We start from the raw sequence: 15587 nt of genomic DNA, 5'->3' as shown, positions 1-15587 counted from the left end.
TTATGCCCCGAGAGCACTGCCGATGACGGGCCAGGAGTCGCGTAGCTCGGTTTCGAACAGGCCCCAGGAGTGGGTGCCCTGCGGTAGGTAGGCGAACGTGGCCGGGATTCCGAGCTGCCGAAGCCGCGATTCGAACGCACCGGCGCACACATGGGTGACCATCTCGACGACACTGCCGCCGATCGTCTGCGGCACGGCCAGTAGTGGGTCGTGGTTGTCGACGGGCCCCGGCATCCCGTTGCCGGTCGACACGAACAGCGTTGTGCCGCTCAGGCGCTCGGCGCTCAGCATCGGATCGTGCCGCGCCCACGCGGGATCCCCGGGGCCGCCCCACATGTTGGCGGCGTTACCGCCGCCTCGCAGTTCGACCATCGACCGCACCATCGCCTGCCCGAGCACGCCACTGGTCTGTGCGCACCCGCTGTACGAGCCCACCGCACGGTAGAACCCCGGTACCTGCGCGGCGAGGTCGAGTACCGCGCTGCCCGCCATCGAGACTCCGCCGATGGCTTTCGAGCCCGTCGTCGAAAACCGGCTGTCGATTGCGGCGGGAAGCTCGTGAGTGAGGTACGTCTGCCACTTGTTACGCCCGAGCACCGGATCGTCCGCGACCCAGTCGGTGTACATGCTGTACTGGCCGCCGATCGGCATCACGACATTCACATGCTTGTCGGCGAAGAAGTCCCGGACCCCCGTGTTGTTGAACCACGAGATGCCGTCCGATCCGCCGCCGATCCCGGTGAGCAGGTAGAAGGTGGGCGCGGGCGCACCGGAAGCGGGCGAGATGACGTCGTTCGAAACCCAGCGGCCCATCGCCTCCGAGTAGACGTCCACCCGGGTGATCCGCGGCTCCGCCGAGGCAGGCGGCGGTCCGAGCGCCAGCCACGCCGACAACAGCAGGACCGTCACCACCAGTCCACGCAGAGGGGCCGAGCGTCGCAGAATGTCGAACGGTCGCATGATGCCCCCTGCCTGTGGCCTGCTCGTCCAATCTAAGACGCCGGCCTACCTGCTTGTCGCGGTTCCACGGAACCGGTGTATAGATGGATCGATGACGGACAACGACCGGCCCGACGAGCGATTCACACTCGCCAGTGAGCGGACGTTTCTGGCATGGATGCGAAGTTCGCTGGCCTTGCTCGCGGGTGGTCTCGCGATGATCCACCTGGTCCCCGAATTCAGCACCGGATGGGTGCGGACGACCCTCGGCCTGATTCTGATCGGTCTCGCCGCGGCAGCGGCCCTCGTCGGACTGCGACGGTGGTCTCAGGTCGAGAAGGCCCTACGCGACGGCGCGCCGATGCCACCGCCCCACGAGTTGAGGCTGTTCGCCGTGGCTCTGACGGTGGTGGCGCTGGGAGCGGGGCTCGCCAGCGTCGTCGCCGTTCTCTAACCTGCAGAAGAGGTTTGCATAACGCGAACCGGACGTGACGACGAAGGAGTACACGGTGGCCCACGAGCTCAAGCTGGGATACAAGGCGTCGGCGGAGCAGTTCGGTCCGCGGGAGTTGGTGGAGCTGGGTGTGCTGGCGGAGGCGCACGGGATGGATTCGGCGACGGTGTCGGATCATTTCCAGCCGTGGCGGCACGAGGGTGGGCATGCGCCGTTCTCGATTGCGTGGATGACGGCGGTGGGGGAGCGGACGGAGCGGTTGCAGTTGGGGACGTCGGTGATGACGCCGACGTTCCGGTACAACCCGGCGGTGGTGGCGCAGGCGTTCGCGACGATGGGGTGTCTGTATCCGGGTCGGGTGATGCTCGGGGTGGGTACCGGTGAGGCGCTCAACGAGATCGCGACGGGTTTTGCGGGGCAGTGGCCGGAGTTCAAGGAGCGGTTCGCGCGGTTGCGGGAGTCGGTGCGGTTGATGCGGGAGTTGTGGCTCGGGGATCGGGTCGATTTCGAGGGCGAGTTCTTTTCCACGAAGGGGGCGTCGATTTATGACGTGCCCGAGGACGGGATTCCGGTGTATATCGCGGCGGGTGGTCCGGTGGTGGCCCGGTATGCCGGGCGCAGTGGGGACGGGTTCATTTGTACGTCGGGTAAGGGGATGGAGTTGTATACGGAGAAGTTGTTGCCGGCGGTGGCGGAGGGGGCGGCGAAGGCGGAGCGCGATGTCGCGGAGATCGACAAGATGATCGAGATCAAGATTTCGTATGACACGGATCCGGAGTTGGCGCTGGAGAACACTCGGTTCTGGGCGCCGTTGTCGTTGACGGCGGAGCAGAAGCATTCGATCGATGATCCGATCGAGATGGAGAAGGCGGCGGATGCGTTGCCGATCGAGCAGGTTGCGAAGCGGTGGATCGTGGCGTCGGATCCGGATGAGGCGGTGGCGCAGATCAAGCCGTATCTCGACGCGGGATTGAATCATCTGGTGTTCCACGCGCCCGGACACGACCAGAAGCGGTTCCTGGAGCTCTTCGAACGCGACCTCGCACCCCGGCTCCGCGGCTAGGCGGCTTCGCCGCCCGTGCGCCTTTTTGGTAGCTGGAGCAACCAGAAAGGCGCACGGGCGCGGAGCGCCTCAGAGCATGTGCACCCGCTTGTACAGGCGCTTGGATGGCCCGCCCAGCAGGTCCGCGTCGGCGAGGAAGCGCATCAGTGGCTGCGAGCTTTCGCGTACCTTCGCGGCGCGGAACGAGTTGTTCTTCGCCTCGCGTAGCGCTCGCTCGGTGTCGAGCCCGGCGGCGGCGTAGACAGCGGGGTTGATCATGCTCGACACGATGAGGTTCGCCGCGATCGCGATGGCGCCGCGGCTGGCCGCCCGGCGGGCCTTGCTGGTGCCGGCCGCACGGCGCAGTGTCTCCTCACGAGCGAAACGCATGTGCCGGGCTTCCTCGACAACGTGGATCTTGCTGGTCACCCGAACGATCGGCTGAACACGGGTGTCCTTCATCCAGTCGCGCTGCATGACGTCGAGGATTTCTTCGGCGACCAGGATGCCGGCGTAGGCGACCTCTCCCGACGCGAGAGCTTTGAATCCGCGACCCAGGTTGACGACGGCACGGCGCGGCACGTACGACGGGCAGCCGAACTTCTCGGCGGTACGAGCGAACATCACGGAGTGCCGGCATTCGTCGGCGACTTCGGTGAGCGCGAACTGGAAGTGCGCCTGCGAGGCATCCTTGGCATACATGTCCCGGATGACCATCTGCTGCAGGATCATTTCGAACCAGATGCCGGTGCCCATGATCGAGGACACTTCGTGCTTGGTCAGGGTGATCTGCTGCTCGAACGTCATTTCGTTCCACAGCGGGGTTCCGAACAGTGTGGACCATTCCGGTGTCAGGCCGTACAGGTCGTCGGGGACCGGTGCATCCCAGTCGACCTCGACCATGGGGTCGTACGACATCCTCGCGGAGGATTCGAGGAGCCGTGTACCCGTGTCCTGGCGATCGGTGATCCTCGGGTTGCGAAGCTCGAGCGTAGAACGGGTCATGAGCGTCCTCCATATCAGTGTGACGAGACGTAACATGTAATATGGACCTCAGAATGGTTTACGTCAAGGCGCCTCGTGTACAAATGCTGGACTCTCTGACGGATACGCTGCCCTTCGAACCGGTGGGTGATGATTCCCACACACGTCCGGAGTTAGCTTGCTGAATGTTTGCTGATGGTCTGTAGTGGGTGTGCTGCAGTCGGCATTAAGCTCCCGAACCGCAACGCGCAGGGTTCGGGATCGGCCGGCGGTCCCTCCCCCGACTCGGGGTCGTCGGCTGTTCCCACACCCGCTCACCCCAGCGGGTGTGGGAACAACCAGGCCGCCCGCGGCCCTTCTTCGAAGAAAGTTGGATGAGCAATGCCCGAGCAGAACCCTGTGAAACCCGACATCGTCGTCGGAGCCCGTGTCCGGGTTCGGCGCGAGGCGGAAACGACGGCGCAGGGTGTGGTGATCGAGGATTTCGCGGAACTGACCACGTCGGGGCAGTCGCTCGGCCGCGACTGGGCTCCGGTGCACCGGTGGGCGGTCGCTCTCGACGACGGACGTCTCGTGTTCGCCCACGACGGCGAACTCGACGTCGACACCGCGTCGAGCGGGCAGTGACCGACGTCAGTCGACGCCGTGGAGGCGGTTCATCGCTCGGTGCAGTTGGTCTTCGCTGAGCGCGGGTACGCCCAAGGTGCTGTGGCCGTCCCGGTTTGCGCGGAGACCATCGAGCGCGAAGCCGAGGACGCGCTTCCACAACTCGGGTGATTCTGCGCTGGCAAAGTCGGCTGCAGCCTGAACGGACTGCGTCAGCAACGGTAGATCCGTGCTCTCGAAGTCGTCACGCAACGCCCCGGCGGCCTTGGCACGTTCGACCAGGGCAGCTGTTCGTCGGTGAATTTCCCCTTGGGCCGCCTCAACCGCCCCGGCGAGCTTCCCGTGGGTCTCCGGATCGGCCAGGCCCTGCGGCAGCGCCCTGCCCGCCACAACCAGGTCGCGGAGGCCGCGGTCCTGAGCCAGCATTCGGGTGCTCTCGGTGAAGAAATAGACGAGACCTTCCCATGGATCCGGCATCGCTTCGGCTGTGGTCGAGACCTCGACGACGTCCTGGAGACGCGAAGCGAACAGGTGCTCGATCAGTTGATCCTTGCTCGCAAATCGGCGGTAGACGGTCCCGACGCCGACACCGGCATGCTCCGCGACCTCGGCGAGTGTGGCCTCGAGGCCCCGGGATGTGAACACCTCGCGCGCCGACTGCAGGATGCGTTCGAGGTTTGCCCGGGCGTCGCTGCGGAGAGCACGGTCTGTCTGAGGGCCCATCTCCTCAGTCTAGCTCATCCGGAATTGCCCGTTCCGCTTATGGTACCGTCTATCCGGAATTAGGCATTCCGCTTCACTGAGAGGGTGACAGCTATGGCAGTGGTACGCGAGCGACCGGCGGTGACGGGGCAGGGCATCGATCGGCGATGGTTGATCCTCGGCGTATTGGCCATCGCCCAGTTGATGGTGGTCCTCGACGCGACGATCGTGAACATCGCGCTGCCCGAGGCGCAGCATGCGCTGGGATTCACCGACGGTCAGCGTCAATGGGTCGTCACGGCGTATTCGCTGGCGTTCGGGAGCCTGCTCCTTCTGGGTGGCCGGATCAACGACCTCTTCGGCCGCAAGAACTCGTTCATCATCGGTCTGATCGGTTTCGCGGCCGCGTCCGCTCTGGGTGGGTGGAGTCCCAACTTCGACGTTCTCGTGACCGCGCGTGCATTGCAGGGCGTATTCGGAGCGCTGTTGGCCCCGGCCGCCTTGTCGCTGTTGACCGTAACGTTTGCGGGGTCGGCGGATCGGACCCGGGCCTTCGGTGTGTTCGGGGCGATCTCGGGTGCGGGCGGCGCGATCGGCCTGCTGATGGGCGGCGTTCTCACCGATTACCTGTCATGGCATTGGTGCCTGTACGTCAACGTCGCCTTCGCCGTCGTGGCGCTGGTCGGTGCACTCGTATTTCTGCCTGCGCACCAGAAGGGCTCGACGTCGAAAAGCCTGGATTGGTGGGGGGCGGTATCGGTGACGGCCGGCTTGTTCTTCCTCGTGTACGGATTCGCCAACTCGGAAAGCCACGGCTGGTCCGACGCGTCGACGCTGACGTTCCTCGGGGTGGGGATCGTTCTGCTGGCCCTGTTCGTGTGGATCGAGACCAAGGTTCGCCATCCGCTGTTGCCGATGCGGGTGCTGACCGATCGGCTGCGCGGTGCCTCGTATCTGGTGATGTTGATTTCTGCGGTAGGCATGTTCGGGATCTTTCTGTTCCTCACCTATTACCTCCAGCAGCTGCTCGGATACAGCCCGATCGCGACCGGTATCGCCTTTCTGCCGATGGTCGCGTCGATCGCCCTGAGCGCTTCGTTCTCGGGAGCGGTGCTGGCCACTCGATACAGCCCGCGGATACTTGTCACGTCCGGTCTGCTCGTCTCTGCACTCGGTATGGCGTTTCTGACCACGATCGATGTCGACAGCGCCTACCTCACCGGCATCCTGCCGGGTCTTGTCGCGGTCGGGCTCGGTCTCGGATTCGTCTTCTCGAGCGCGATGGCCTCCTCCACGGCGGGAGTGCGGGCCGACGACGCCGGCGTCGCCTCGGCCACGGTGAACACCGCGCAGCAAGTCGGCGGTTCGATCGGGATTGCCCTCCTCAGCAGTGTCGCAGCTTCAGCAGCAGACAGCTACAGCGCCGAGCACGCCGTGTCTGGGGATCCGGCCGTCGTGGCGCAGCAGCTCGCCGAGGGTGCGGCGCTGGTCAGCTATCACTCCGCGTTCTGGGTGGCCGCAGCATTCTTCGCTGTCGGCGCGTTGGTGTCGATAACACTGTATCGCAACGAGATTCCGCAGCAGGACGCCGATGCGGGGCCAGTTCTGGTCCACTGATGGAGTGTGCTGATCGGGGCCCTATCGAGGCGGTTCGCGCCGAACGGTGCGGGGGGTCGGCCTGGCATCTGGAGACCGCGCGATGGTGCGGATGCCGGTCAATCCCTCGATGGCTGCGGCCAGATCGTCGGCGGACAGCGTGCCTGATTCGGGGTCCGTATCTGCCGGCTCGTGGCCTGGTCGGGACTTCTGGTTCATCTGTCTGCCTGTCCTCGAGTCGACGCGGGGGTGGAACTCACTGATCAGGGTCGGGCGGGTTCGGCTTCAGCGGTACAGGCGCCACCGCATACGGGCGTAATCGTCTGGCTGCAAGCATGTTTCCCCCTTTCCCGGCGGCTGTCCGCCTCATCTCCTGGTTCCACCACACACCACGAGCAAACGTCTGGCAACTTGCGGCGCTGTGATTATCCCCACGTAGATGATACGGGCGGGAACAGATATCCCCGGGTAGCGCCGGGTCAGCAGATCGCGCTGATGACGCAATGACGTTGGTCAGGTGGCAGTCAGCGCGAACACCCGCATGTTGCGATCGGTGCGGGTCTCGTAGACGCCGTAGACCCTGACCATGGCATCGAATTCGCGATAGATGCGGGTTCGTTCCGGTTCGGTGAGGAGAGTGGCGGTCACCGGGATCGCCTTTCCCCCGATGGTCACCGTCGCGTGCGGCTCCGCGAGGAGATTCGCGGACCAGGCGGGGTGTCTCTCTTGCCCGAAGTTGCTGCCCACCACGTAGATTCGGGCACCCTCGCGGTAGTACAGCAGCGGGCTGGTCCTCGGCTTCCCGGACTTGCGGCCCGTCGTGGTGAGAAGCACCACCGGTGCGGCGATCGGGCCGAGAACGGTGAAACGTCCACCGCTCTTCTCGAGTAGGCGCCGGTCTACTCCGGCGAGCTTCCGAATTACCCACGACCCCGGCCGGGTAGCGGCGAAGGCCGCGGCGGGCTCACGGAGGAAGCTGTTTTCGCTGCCCCACCGCACGTCGGGGAAGGGTGATTCGGCCATATGTCATCTGACCGCTTCGCAGGACCCCTGTCAATCGTGGTGGCCGGAGGTGCCGACGGCGACGGCGCCGGCGCGGACCGCCGGATACGCTATGGCCATGGCTGCACCTGGAACCTCCGCACCAGTGAGTCCGCCGGGCCCGTCGGCGCCGTCGAGCATCTACATCGCATCGCCGGAGGGGGACACCGGTAAGTCCACCATCGCGTTGGGTGTCTTGCAGATGCTGTGTGCCTCGGCGGCACGGGTGGGTGTTTTCCGGCCGATCGCGCGATCGACGGAGGAGACCGACTACATCCTGGAGTTGCTGCTCGAGCACACCACCGCCGACGTCGGTTACGAGCAGTCCCTGGGTGTCACCTATGAGCACGTCCACGCCGACCCCGACGGCGCGCTCAGTGAGATCGTCGCGCGGTATCACACGATGGCCGAGCAGTGCGATGCCGTCGTGGTCATCGGTAGCGACTACACCGACGTAGCGAGCCCGAGCGAGCTCGGGTACAACGCGAGGATTGCCGTCAACCTGGGTGCGCCGGTGCTCCTCGCATTGCGGGGAGCGCGCCGCAGTCCTGACGAGGTGGCCCAGCTCGCTGCGCTGTGCATAGGCGAACTGAAGGCACATCACGCTCATCTGATCGCGGTGATCGCCAATCGGTGCAACCCGGACGAACTCGGCGCCGTCACGTCCGCGCTGTCCTCCACCGGCGTGCCTGCGTGGAGCTTGCCGGAGATTCCGCTGTTGACGGCGCCGACCATGGCAGAACTGCTCGACGCCGTCGACGGCACCTTGTTCAGTGGTGATCCCGAGCTTCTGCACCGTGAAGCGCTGCGGGTGATGGTCGGCGGCATGACGGCCGAGCACATCCTCGAGCGTCTGAGTGACGGGGTGGTGGTGATCGCGCCCGCCGACCGTTCCGACGTACTGCTGGCGATGGTCAACGCCCACGACGCGGAAGGGTTTCCGTCGCTCGCCGGGATCATCATGAATGGTGGTCTGCTCCCGCATCCCGCGATCGCCGACCTGATGGCAGGTTTGAAACCGCGTCTCCCGATCCTCACCACGTCGCTGGGTACGTTCGACACGGCAAGTGTTGCCGCGCAGACGCGGGGCCGGGTGGCCGTCGGTTCGCAACGCAAGGTCGACACGGCATTGAGCGTCATGGAGCAGCACGTCGATCCCGCTGTTCTCGTCGAACGGCTGAAACTTCCGATCCCCTCGGTGGTCACACCGCAGATGTTCGAGTACCGGCTGATCGACCGGGCCCGGCGCGGTCGCAGGCACATCGTCCTTCCGGAGGGTGACGACGACCGTATCCTCCGGGCCGCGGGCCGATTGCTCCAACGCCAGGTGGCGGAGCTGACACTCCTCGGAGACGAGGGGCAGGTGCGCAGGCGTGCCGCCGAACTCGGTGTGGACCTGTCCGAGGCGCAGGTTCTCGATCCGCGAACCTCGGAGTACACCACCTCGTTCGCCGAGGAGTATGCCCGGCTGCGCGCGCACAAGGGCATGACCCTCGAGCGTGCACGGGAGGTGATGGGCGACATCTCGTACTTCGGAACCATGATGGTGCACAGGGGAATAGCGGACGGAATGGTGTCCGGCGCCGCGCACACCACCGCGCACACGATTCGGCCGTCGTTCGAGATCATCAAGACTCGGCCGGGTGTGAACACGGTGTCGAGCGTGTTCCTGATGTGTCTGTCCGACCGCGTCCTCGCGTACGGCGACTGCGCCGTGGTGCCCGACCCCACCGCCGAGCAACTGGCCGACATCGCGATCTCGTCCGCTGAGACGGCAGCGCAGTTCGGCATCGACCCGCGCATCGCGATGCTGTCGTACTCCACCGGCGATTCAGGGACCGGCGCAGATGTCGACAAGGTGCGCTCCGCCACCGCCGTCGTCCGCGAGCGACGACCGGATCTGTTGGTGGAAGGACCGATTCAGTACGACGCCGCCATCGAGCAGAGTGTGGCCGACAAGAAGATGCCCGACTCGCAGGTAGCGGGTAAGGCGACGGTGTTCATCTTCCCCGATCTCAACACCGGCAACAACACCTATAAGGCGGTGCAGCGCAGTGCCGGTGCCATCGCCGTCGGCCCGGTGTTGCAGGGCCTGAACAAGCCGGTCAACGACCTCTCCCGGGGCGCGCTGGTCGAGGATATCGTCAATACGGTGGCCATCACGGCCATTCAGGCCGCGGCGCTCGAACCTCGGGGGGCAGACACGTGAGCGACGACACCGCAGGATCGGTACTGGTACTCAACTCCGGTTCTTCGTCGATCAAGTTCCAGCTCATACAGCCGGACACCGGCGAGTCGATCGCCTCCGGGCTCATCGAGCGGATCGGCGAACCGGACGGTCACATCGTGTATCGGCACCGCACGGGCGTGGAGGAACGACGCGGTGTCATCGCCGACCATCGCGCGGGTTTGAAGACGGTCCTCGAGGTGGTCGCCGAGGTCGGCCGGCCGCTCGGTGAGGCGGGGATCGTCGCCGTGGGACATCGCCTCGTTCATGGCGGCAAGGTGTTCTACGAGCCCACGATCATCGACGACGACGTAGTGCGGGCCATCTCTGATCTGTCGAGCCTGGCGCCGCTGCACAATCCGGCGAACGTGATCGGCATCGAGGTGGCCCGGGAAGTGCTTCCCGATGTCCCGCACGTCGGAGTGTTCGACACCGCGTTCTTCCACACCCTGCCCGCGGCGGCGTCCACCTATGCCATCGATCGGAGCATCGCGCAGGAGTACGACATTCGGCGTTACGGCTTCCACGGGACGTCGCACCAGTACGTGTCGTCCTGTGCCGCCCAGTTCCTCGGCAGGGATACCTCCGAGCTCGACCAGATAGTTCTGCATCTGGGCAACGGCGCCTCGGCGTCTGCCATACACAGCGGCCGCGCCGTCGACACCAGCATGGGATTCACGCCACTCGAGGGCCTCGTCATGGGTACGCGCAGTGGTGACATCGACCCGGGAGTCCTCCTCCATCTGTATCGGCAAGGACTGACGGTCGACCGGATCGACGACCTCCTCAACCGGCAGTCGGGTCTGCGAGGGCTGTCCGGCGTCAACGACTTTCGCTCGCTCCGGACCCTCGTCGGTGAGGGAAACGCGGACGCCGCGCTCGCCTATGACGTGTATGTGCACCGGCTCCGCAAGTACATCGGCGCCTACCTCGTGGAGCTGGGTGGTGCCGACGTCATCACGTTCACCGGGGGAGTGGGCGAGAACAACGTCGATGTCCGGCGCGACAGCCTGGCGGGGCTCGAACGTCTCGGCATCATCGTCGACGACACCCGCAACAGCTCGGAATCCCGGGCGGCCCGGCGCATCTCCTCGGACGACTCCGAGGTGGAAATTCTCGTCGTCCCCACCAACGAGGAGTTGGCGATCGCCCGGGCGGCAGTCGACTTGGTGGGTAGCTGAGCCGGTGACCGACTGCTAGAAAAGGCTTTTCGGGCGAATTGTGTTGGCCCGGTCGACCAGCGCATAGCGGTGGGTGCGTTCGGGTGCTTTGCGGGCCAGTGCGCGCAGCGCCGCCTCGGCGCCGGTGCGTAACCCGTGTTCGGTGAACGGCACACCGAGGAAAGGTCTGTGTTCGGTGGTGGACGTGTGGCCGCTGCGTATCCAGTCGAGTGCGGTACCCAGCACGAGGGTGCGCATCTGGAGTGCCCGGCTCTCTTCGTGCGGCAGCGCGGCCACACGAAGCGCCGCCTCACGCAGCTGGGACTCCTCGATCTTGTCGATCGGCCGCCCGGACAGCAACACAAGCACACCGGTCATCCGGGCCACGGTGAAGTGCCGGGAGGTGGGGGGAACCTCGTCGAGCGCCGCGAGGGCACCGGAAAGATCTCCGCGCTCGGTGAGTTGCCGTGCCAGCCCGAATGCCGCACTCACCGCGTTGTGGTCGGTGCGCCACACCGACCGGTAGTACTTCTCCGCGAACGACCGCCACGGGGCCGGGTCCGAGGTATCCCAGTGCTGCAGGATCAACTCGGCGGTCGCGGCCAGGGCGAGCTTGGGTGCCGTCTCACCGGGCATCGCTTGCAGCACGCCTTCGAAGTGGGAGAAGGCTGCCTCGTAGTCGCCGGAGAGCAGTGCGGCGATTCCTGCATACCAGTCGATCCGCCAGTTGTCGCCGACGTCTCCCTCCACTTCCCCGAGCAGGGTGAGTGCCGTGGCCGCGTCACCGAGATCGAGGTGGGCCTTGATCTCGGCGAGCGTGAGTTCGCGGGAAAACGACACATCGGGACTTCCGACGAGGCGTTCGACGCCGTTGTCCCGGGCATGTCGCAGGGAGTCGAGCGTCTGCTGCGGTTCGCTGTGAACGGCGGCGGCCAGCAGGGGAGCGTTGGGGTCGGTGGGATCGATCAGCGGCACCGCCAGCGCCTGCGCCACCGAGCGCGCATCGAGTTTCTGGTCCCGTTGCACACCGTCGACGTAGACGTCGGTCTGTTCGATGGCCTCGTCGGTGCCGAAAGTTGTTCGCTGCCTGCTGAACACCGTGGAGAGTCCGGGGTGTTCCTCGCCGGTCTGCTGCGCGAGTACCTCACGGAGCACGCCGGTGAGCTGACCGGCCATCTCCTGCGCCGAGCGGAAACGCTTCGCGGGGTCGGGATCGGTGGCACGCAGCAGGAGGCGATGGAAGAACTCGTATTCGGCCAGCAGCGGCGCGTTGTCGGGCGTCGGTATCCCGTCGAGGTACCGGCCCTTGTCGGAGGGCATGTCGAGCGTCAGCACCGCCAGCGTGCGGCCCACCGTGTAGATGTCGGAGGCGACGGTCGGGCCCGTCTTCACGATCTCCGGTGCCTGGAAACCTGGTGTGCCGTACAGATAGCCGTAGTCCTCGATGCCCGCGACCGCGCCGAGGTCGATCAGCTTGAGCGAATCCTCGGTCACCATCACGTTGTCGGGCTTGAGGTCGTTGTAGACCAGGCCCGTCGAGTGCAGATAGTCGAGTGCCGGAAGTATTTCCAGCACATAGGCGATGGCTTGCTCGATGGGCATCCGTTCGGGGCGGTGGTGCGTCGAGAGAACGTCCCTCAGCGAGTGCCCGCCCACGTACTCCATGACGATGTACCCCATCGGAGTCCCGTCGGATCGGGGGTGCTCGACGAAGTTGTAGATCTTCACGATGCTCGGGTGCGCCACCTCGGCGAGGAACTGGCGTTCGGCCACGGCGACCGCCTGCGCCTCGGCATCACCGAAATGCAACAGACCCTTGAGAACCACCCATCGATCGCTCACGTTGCGGTCGATTGCGAGATAGATCCACCCGAGACCGCCGTGCGCGATGCATCCCTGCACCTCGTACTGGCCGCTCACCAGCTCGCCAGGCCGCAGAAGCGGCCGGAAGTCGAAAGTGGCGGCGCACGAAGGGCATGTGCCGAACTCGCACTCTTCCGCAGTGGCGCACTTCCGGCCGACCGGATTGCCGCACTTCCAGCAGAACCGCTTGTTCTCGGGAACCGTCGGGTCCGACATCACGGCCGAAGCCGGGTCGACCGTCTTCACCACCGGCACTTCGACGAGCCCACCACCCAGGCGCAGGCGGCCACCGGAGCGACTGCGCGGTGACCTCGTCGAGCGACCTGTCGTCGAGGCTCCCGATGGACGCGAAGCCTGCGTGGCCTGTTCCGGTTCGCGGGGTGCAGCCTGAGTGGCCTGTTCCGGTTCGCGGGGCGCAGCCTGGGTGGCGACCTCCGGATCCGGCGACCCCGTATTCTCCTGGGACATCGGCCTCAGTCCTGGTACACGGCGGCCGGAGGGACGGGCGACGGTCCCAGCATCGACAACCAGCGGTTGTAGGAGTCGGTCCAGGTTCCGTCGCGGCGGATCCGCTCGAGGGTGCCGTTGACGAACCGCACGAGGTCCTCGTTCGATTTGGTGATGCCGATTCCGTACGGTTCGGCGCCCATGCTGTCCCCGACGATCTCGAGGTACGGGTCCTGAGATGCCAGTCCGGCCAGAATCGTGTCGTCGGACGTCACCGCGTCGACCTGCCGTTGCTGCAACACCACCAGGCAGTCGGACCACATCGGCACGGTGAGGATCTCGGCCGTCGGCGCCACCTGCTGCAGCCGCTCCAACGACGTGGTGCCGCGCACCACACATACCCGTTGTCCGGCCAGATCCGCCGGACCGCGGATGGGCGAGCCCTTGACGACGAGGACCCGTTGTCGCGCCTCGAAGTACTGGCTCGAGAACGCCACCCGCTCTCGCCGGTCGCAGGTGATCGTCATCGTCTTGGCGACGACATCGACCAGCGACTCCTGCAGCGCCCGTTCACGATCGGCGGACGTGAGAATTCGGTACTCCAGGCGCTCCGGGTCACCGAAGAGATCCCGTGCGATCTCACGGGCGATGTCTACATCGAACCCCTCGATCGTGCCGGTGGCCGGGTCGCGGAAACTCATGAGGTTACTGCCGGTATCCAACCCGACGATCAGCCTGCCCCGCGCGCGGATGGCGTCGACTGTCGGGCTCGGTGGTGGTGGGCCTGCGTCGGAAACGGGGCGCAGACTGGCTGTGGGATCGCCGCAGTCGCCGCCCGGCGCGGGAGAAGGCGTCGAACGGTCCGTCGGTGCCGGGGCGACGCCGGCGGGCAACGGCGGTTCGGTGTACGAGATGCTCGGCGAACCGACGTGCCCCGACGTCGACTGGGCGCAACCGCAGAGGAGCATCGCCAGCGCCAGCACCACGGGTGCTATCCGGTGCCGCCTCACTGATACTCCCTCAACCGCGGCCACAGTCCGATGATAATTCCGATCACGGCGATCAGCGTCAGGGCGAAGGCCCCCGGGCCCAACGCCGTCAGCACCCCGGATGCGGACGCCACATGGGAGCGCAGATGATCACGGGCAGAGTCGATGCCTTCGGTGAGCGCATCGTCGAGAGCGGTGAACTGGGCGGCCGAGTTCTGGTCTCCGGGACCGATGGCGATGGCCGCGCCGGCGAGGAAATCGCCCTCGGCGAGAACGGTGTTCATCCGTTCGTGCGCCGTCGACCATCGGTTCCATGCTTCCTCGGCCCGGGTCACCTCGGCGTCACCGACCGGGTTGTCGTCCTCGCGCGGATAGTTCGACAGCACCGCACCGAGCTGAGCGGACTTGTCGTCGAACACCGCGTCGTAGTCGCCGTTCGAATCGCGTCGCACCAACCGGAGTGTCTCCTCGGTGCGCGCCTGCTGGGCGAGGATGCGGCCGGTGGTCAATTCGTGCAGCGGCCGGGCACCCTCGGTGAGTGCGCGATGGGTGTCGAGAGCCGAGATCAGCCCTGCTACCAGCATCCATGCCAGCAGAATGGCGGTAGCCGACGATGCCAGAATCAGGCCGAGATTGAACGTGCGCCGAGTGAGCCGGGCCAGCACTACCTGGGTGAGGACCAATCCCACCGCGGCCGTCAACAGGAGCGCGAGCGCGAACCACGGAGGCCGTGAATAGTTACTTTGCGTCGACGCCACACGGGCCTCGTGCCCGGCGTGCAACTGCTGCGCCATCGGAAGCAGGCTCGTCTGCATCAGCGTCGAGGCCTCCCCGAGGTAGGCCGCCCCGACGGGGTTGCCCACCCGGTTGTTCGCCCGCGCGGTCTCGACGAGCCCGGTGTACACCGTGAGGTCGGTGGAGATGGAGGCGAGGAGTCGGCGGCTGTCCGCCTCGCTCGCTGCCAGCCCGCCGGAGGCATGGACGAGATCCGCCGACGCCGTGCCGATCGCCTGCGCATACCTGTCCCGAAGGTCGCCCGGCTCGAGACCCCCCGAGATGAACGCCGTCGTGGCTGCGGCGTCGGCCACCGACAACGCGATATACAGATTCTGCGCCGAGTACGACAGCGGTTCGGCATCCACGAGGACGGCGTCGAGCGTGGCCGCCCTGCCGTTCACCGTGGAGGTGGCCACCAGACCGGCGGCCACGCACAGGAGCATGAGCAGAATGCCGAGACCTGTCAGTCTGGCCGGGGTCGAGTGGAGGAAGGCGCGCAACTCCCTGCGGCGAGCCACCGCCGGATCGACCTCGTCGTCCCCGAGGGCCGACAAAGCTCGGCTACCGTGGGGTTCGATCGACGGTGCCTCACGCAGAACCACGTCGCACCCCTTCTGAAACCGGCCGCACTGTGTGGGGAGCATATAAGCTGCCGCGCCGGGAGGCGGTCAACCGGACGGAGTGCGGGATCGTGCCCCCGCCGAACGAAGCCCGAACGGGGCCGTGAGCTGGCGAGGCAGGGAGAAACCGTTAGTGTGAG

At 66.0% G+C, this 15587-nt stretch carries 13 protein-coding genes; 6 read left to right on the top strand and 7 right to left on the bottom strand.

Annotation, left to right across the window (positions count from 1 at the left end; translation table 11 throughout):
* Nucleotides 1-960 carry an alpha/beta hydrolase gene (locus L1080_RS18395; RefSeq protein ID WP_250774972.1) on the bottom strand — a complete coding sequence of 320 codons (960 nt, stop codon included), beginning with the start codon at nucleotides 958-960 and terminating at the stop codon, nucleotides 1-3.
* 91 nt (nucleotides 961-1051) lie between these two features.
* Here L1080_RS18395 and L1080_RS18390 point away from each other — a divergent pair, with 91 nt between their 5' ends.
* Entirely contained in the window at nucleotides 1052-1393 is a 342-nt protein-coding gene (locus tag L1080_RS18390) for a YidH family protein (protein ID WP_250774976.1), read from the top strand.
* Between the two features lie 55 nt (nucleotides 1394-1448).
* The gene (gene fgd, locus L1080_RS18385) at nucleotides 1449-2456 is read left to right on the top strand and encodes a glucose-6-phosphate dehydrogenase (coenzyme-F420) (protein WP_159920060.1); all 1008 of its coding nucleotides are present in this window, start codon (nucleotides 1449-1451) and stop codon (nucleotides 2454-2456) included.
* Nucleotides 2457-2525: 69 nt separating this feature from the next.
* Here fgd and L1080_RS18380 read toward each other — a convergent pair whose 3' ends face one another.
* Nucleotides 2526-3440 carry an AurF N-oxygenase family protein gene (locus L1080_RS18380; protein ID WP_159920062.1) on the bottom strand — a complete coding sequence of 305 codons (915 nt, stop codon included), beginning with the start codon at nucleotides 3438-3440 and terminating at the stop codon, nucleotides 2526-2528.
* Between the two features lie 360 nt (nucleotides 3441-3800).
* Between L1080_RS18380 and L1080_RS18375 the strand changes: the two genes are divergently transcribed.
* Nucleotides 3801-4046, top strand: a complete 246-nt coding sequence (locus L1080_RS18375; RefSeq protein WP_250774979.1) for a hypothetical protein — start codon at nucleotides 3801-3803, stop codon at nucleotides 4044-4046.
* A 6-nt stretch (nucleotides 4047-4052) separates the two neighbouring features.
* On the opposite strand, the gene L1080_RS18370 is transcribed toward L1080_RS18375, so the two are convergent.
* Nucleotides 4053-4748: a TetR/AcrR family transcriptional regulator gene (locus tag L1080_RS18370; RefSeq protein WP_159920064.1), complete on the bottom strand. Its 696-nt coding sequence runs from the start codon at nucleotides 4746-4748 to the stop codon at nucleotides 4053-4055.
* Nucleotides 4749-4841: 93 nt separating this feature from the next.
* Here L1080_RS18370 and L1080_RS18365 point away from each other — a divergent pair, with 93 nt between their 5' ends.
* Nucleotides 4842-6344, top strand: a complete 1503-nt coding sequence (locus tag L1080_RS18365; protein ID WP_250774981.1) for an MFS transporter — start codon at nucleotides 4842-4844, stop codon at nucleotides 6342-6344.
* A 492-nt stretch (nucleotides 6345-6836) separates the two neighbouring features.
* On the opposite strand, the gene L1080_RS18360 is transcribed toward L1080_RS18365, so the two are convergent.
* Nucleotides 6837-7346, bottom strand: coding sequence for a nitroreductase/quinone reductase family protein (locus L1080_RS18360; RefSeq protein ID WP_250774983.1), 510 nt, complete (start codon nucleotides 7344-7346; stop codon nucleotides 6837-6839).
* Nucleotides 7347-7437: 91 nt separating this feature from the next.
* Here L1080_RS18360 and pta point away from each other — a divergent pair, with 91 nt between their 5' ends.
* Both pta and L1080_RS18350 read left to right on the top strand, forming a co-directional pair.
* Nucleotides 7438-9573: a phosphate acetyltransferase gene (gene pta, locus L1080_RS18355; protein ID WP_250774985.1), complete on the top strand. Its 2136-nt coding sequence runs from the start codon at nucleotides 7438-7440 to the stop codon at nucleotides 9571-9573.
* Complete coding sequence (locus L1080_RS18350) at nucleotides 9570-10772, top strand: acetate kinase (RefSeq protein ID WP_250774987.1); 1203 nt, start codon at nucleotides 9570-9572, stop codon at nucleotides 10770-10772. The genes pta and L1080_RS18350 overlap by 4 nt, the downstream gene beginning before the upstream one ends.
* A 15-nt stretch (nucleotides 10773-10787) precedes the next feature.
* On the opposite strand, the gene L1080_RS18345 is transcribed toward L1080_RS18350, so the two are convergent.
* The 3 genes from L1080_RS18345 to L1080_RS18335 are packed head-to-tail and all read right to left on the bottom strand — an operon-like array spanning nucleotide 10788 to nucleotide 15429.
* Entirely contained in the window at nucleotides 10788-13082 is a 2295-nt protein-coding gene (locus tag L1080_RS18345; RefSeq protein ID WP_250774989.1) for a serine/threonine-protein kinase, read from the bottom strand.
* Nucleotides 13083-13087: 5 nt separating this feature from the next.
* The gene (locus L1080_RS18340; RefSeq protein WP_250774999.1) at nucleotides 13088-14071 is read right to left on the bottom strand and encodes a transporter substrate-binding domain-containing protein; all 984 of its coding nucleotides are present in this window, start codon (nucleotides 14069-14071) and stop codon (nucleotides 13088-13090) included.
* Nucleotides 14068-15429, bottom strand: coding sequence for a hypothetical protein (locus tag L1080_RS18335; protein WP_250775002.1), 1362 nt, complete (start codon nucleotides 15427-15429; stop codon nucleotides 14068-14070). The genes L1080_RS18340 and L1080_RS18335 overlap by 4 nt, the downstream gene beginning before the upstream one ends.
* Nucleotides 15430-15587 lie beyond the last annotated feature (158 nt).

The organism is Rhodococcus sp. MSC1_016 (assembly GCF_023667485.2).
Classification (GTDB): Bacteria; Actinomycetota; Actinomycetes; order Mycobacteriales; family Mycobacteriaceae; genus Rhodococcus_F; species Rhodococcus_F oxybenzonivorans.
This window is presented reverse-complemented; position numbering and strand designations above follow the sequence as displayed.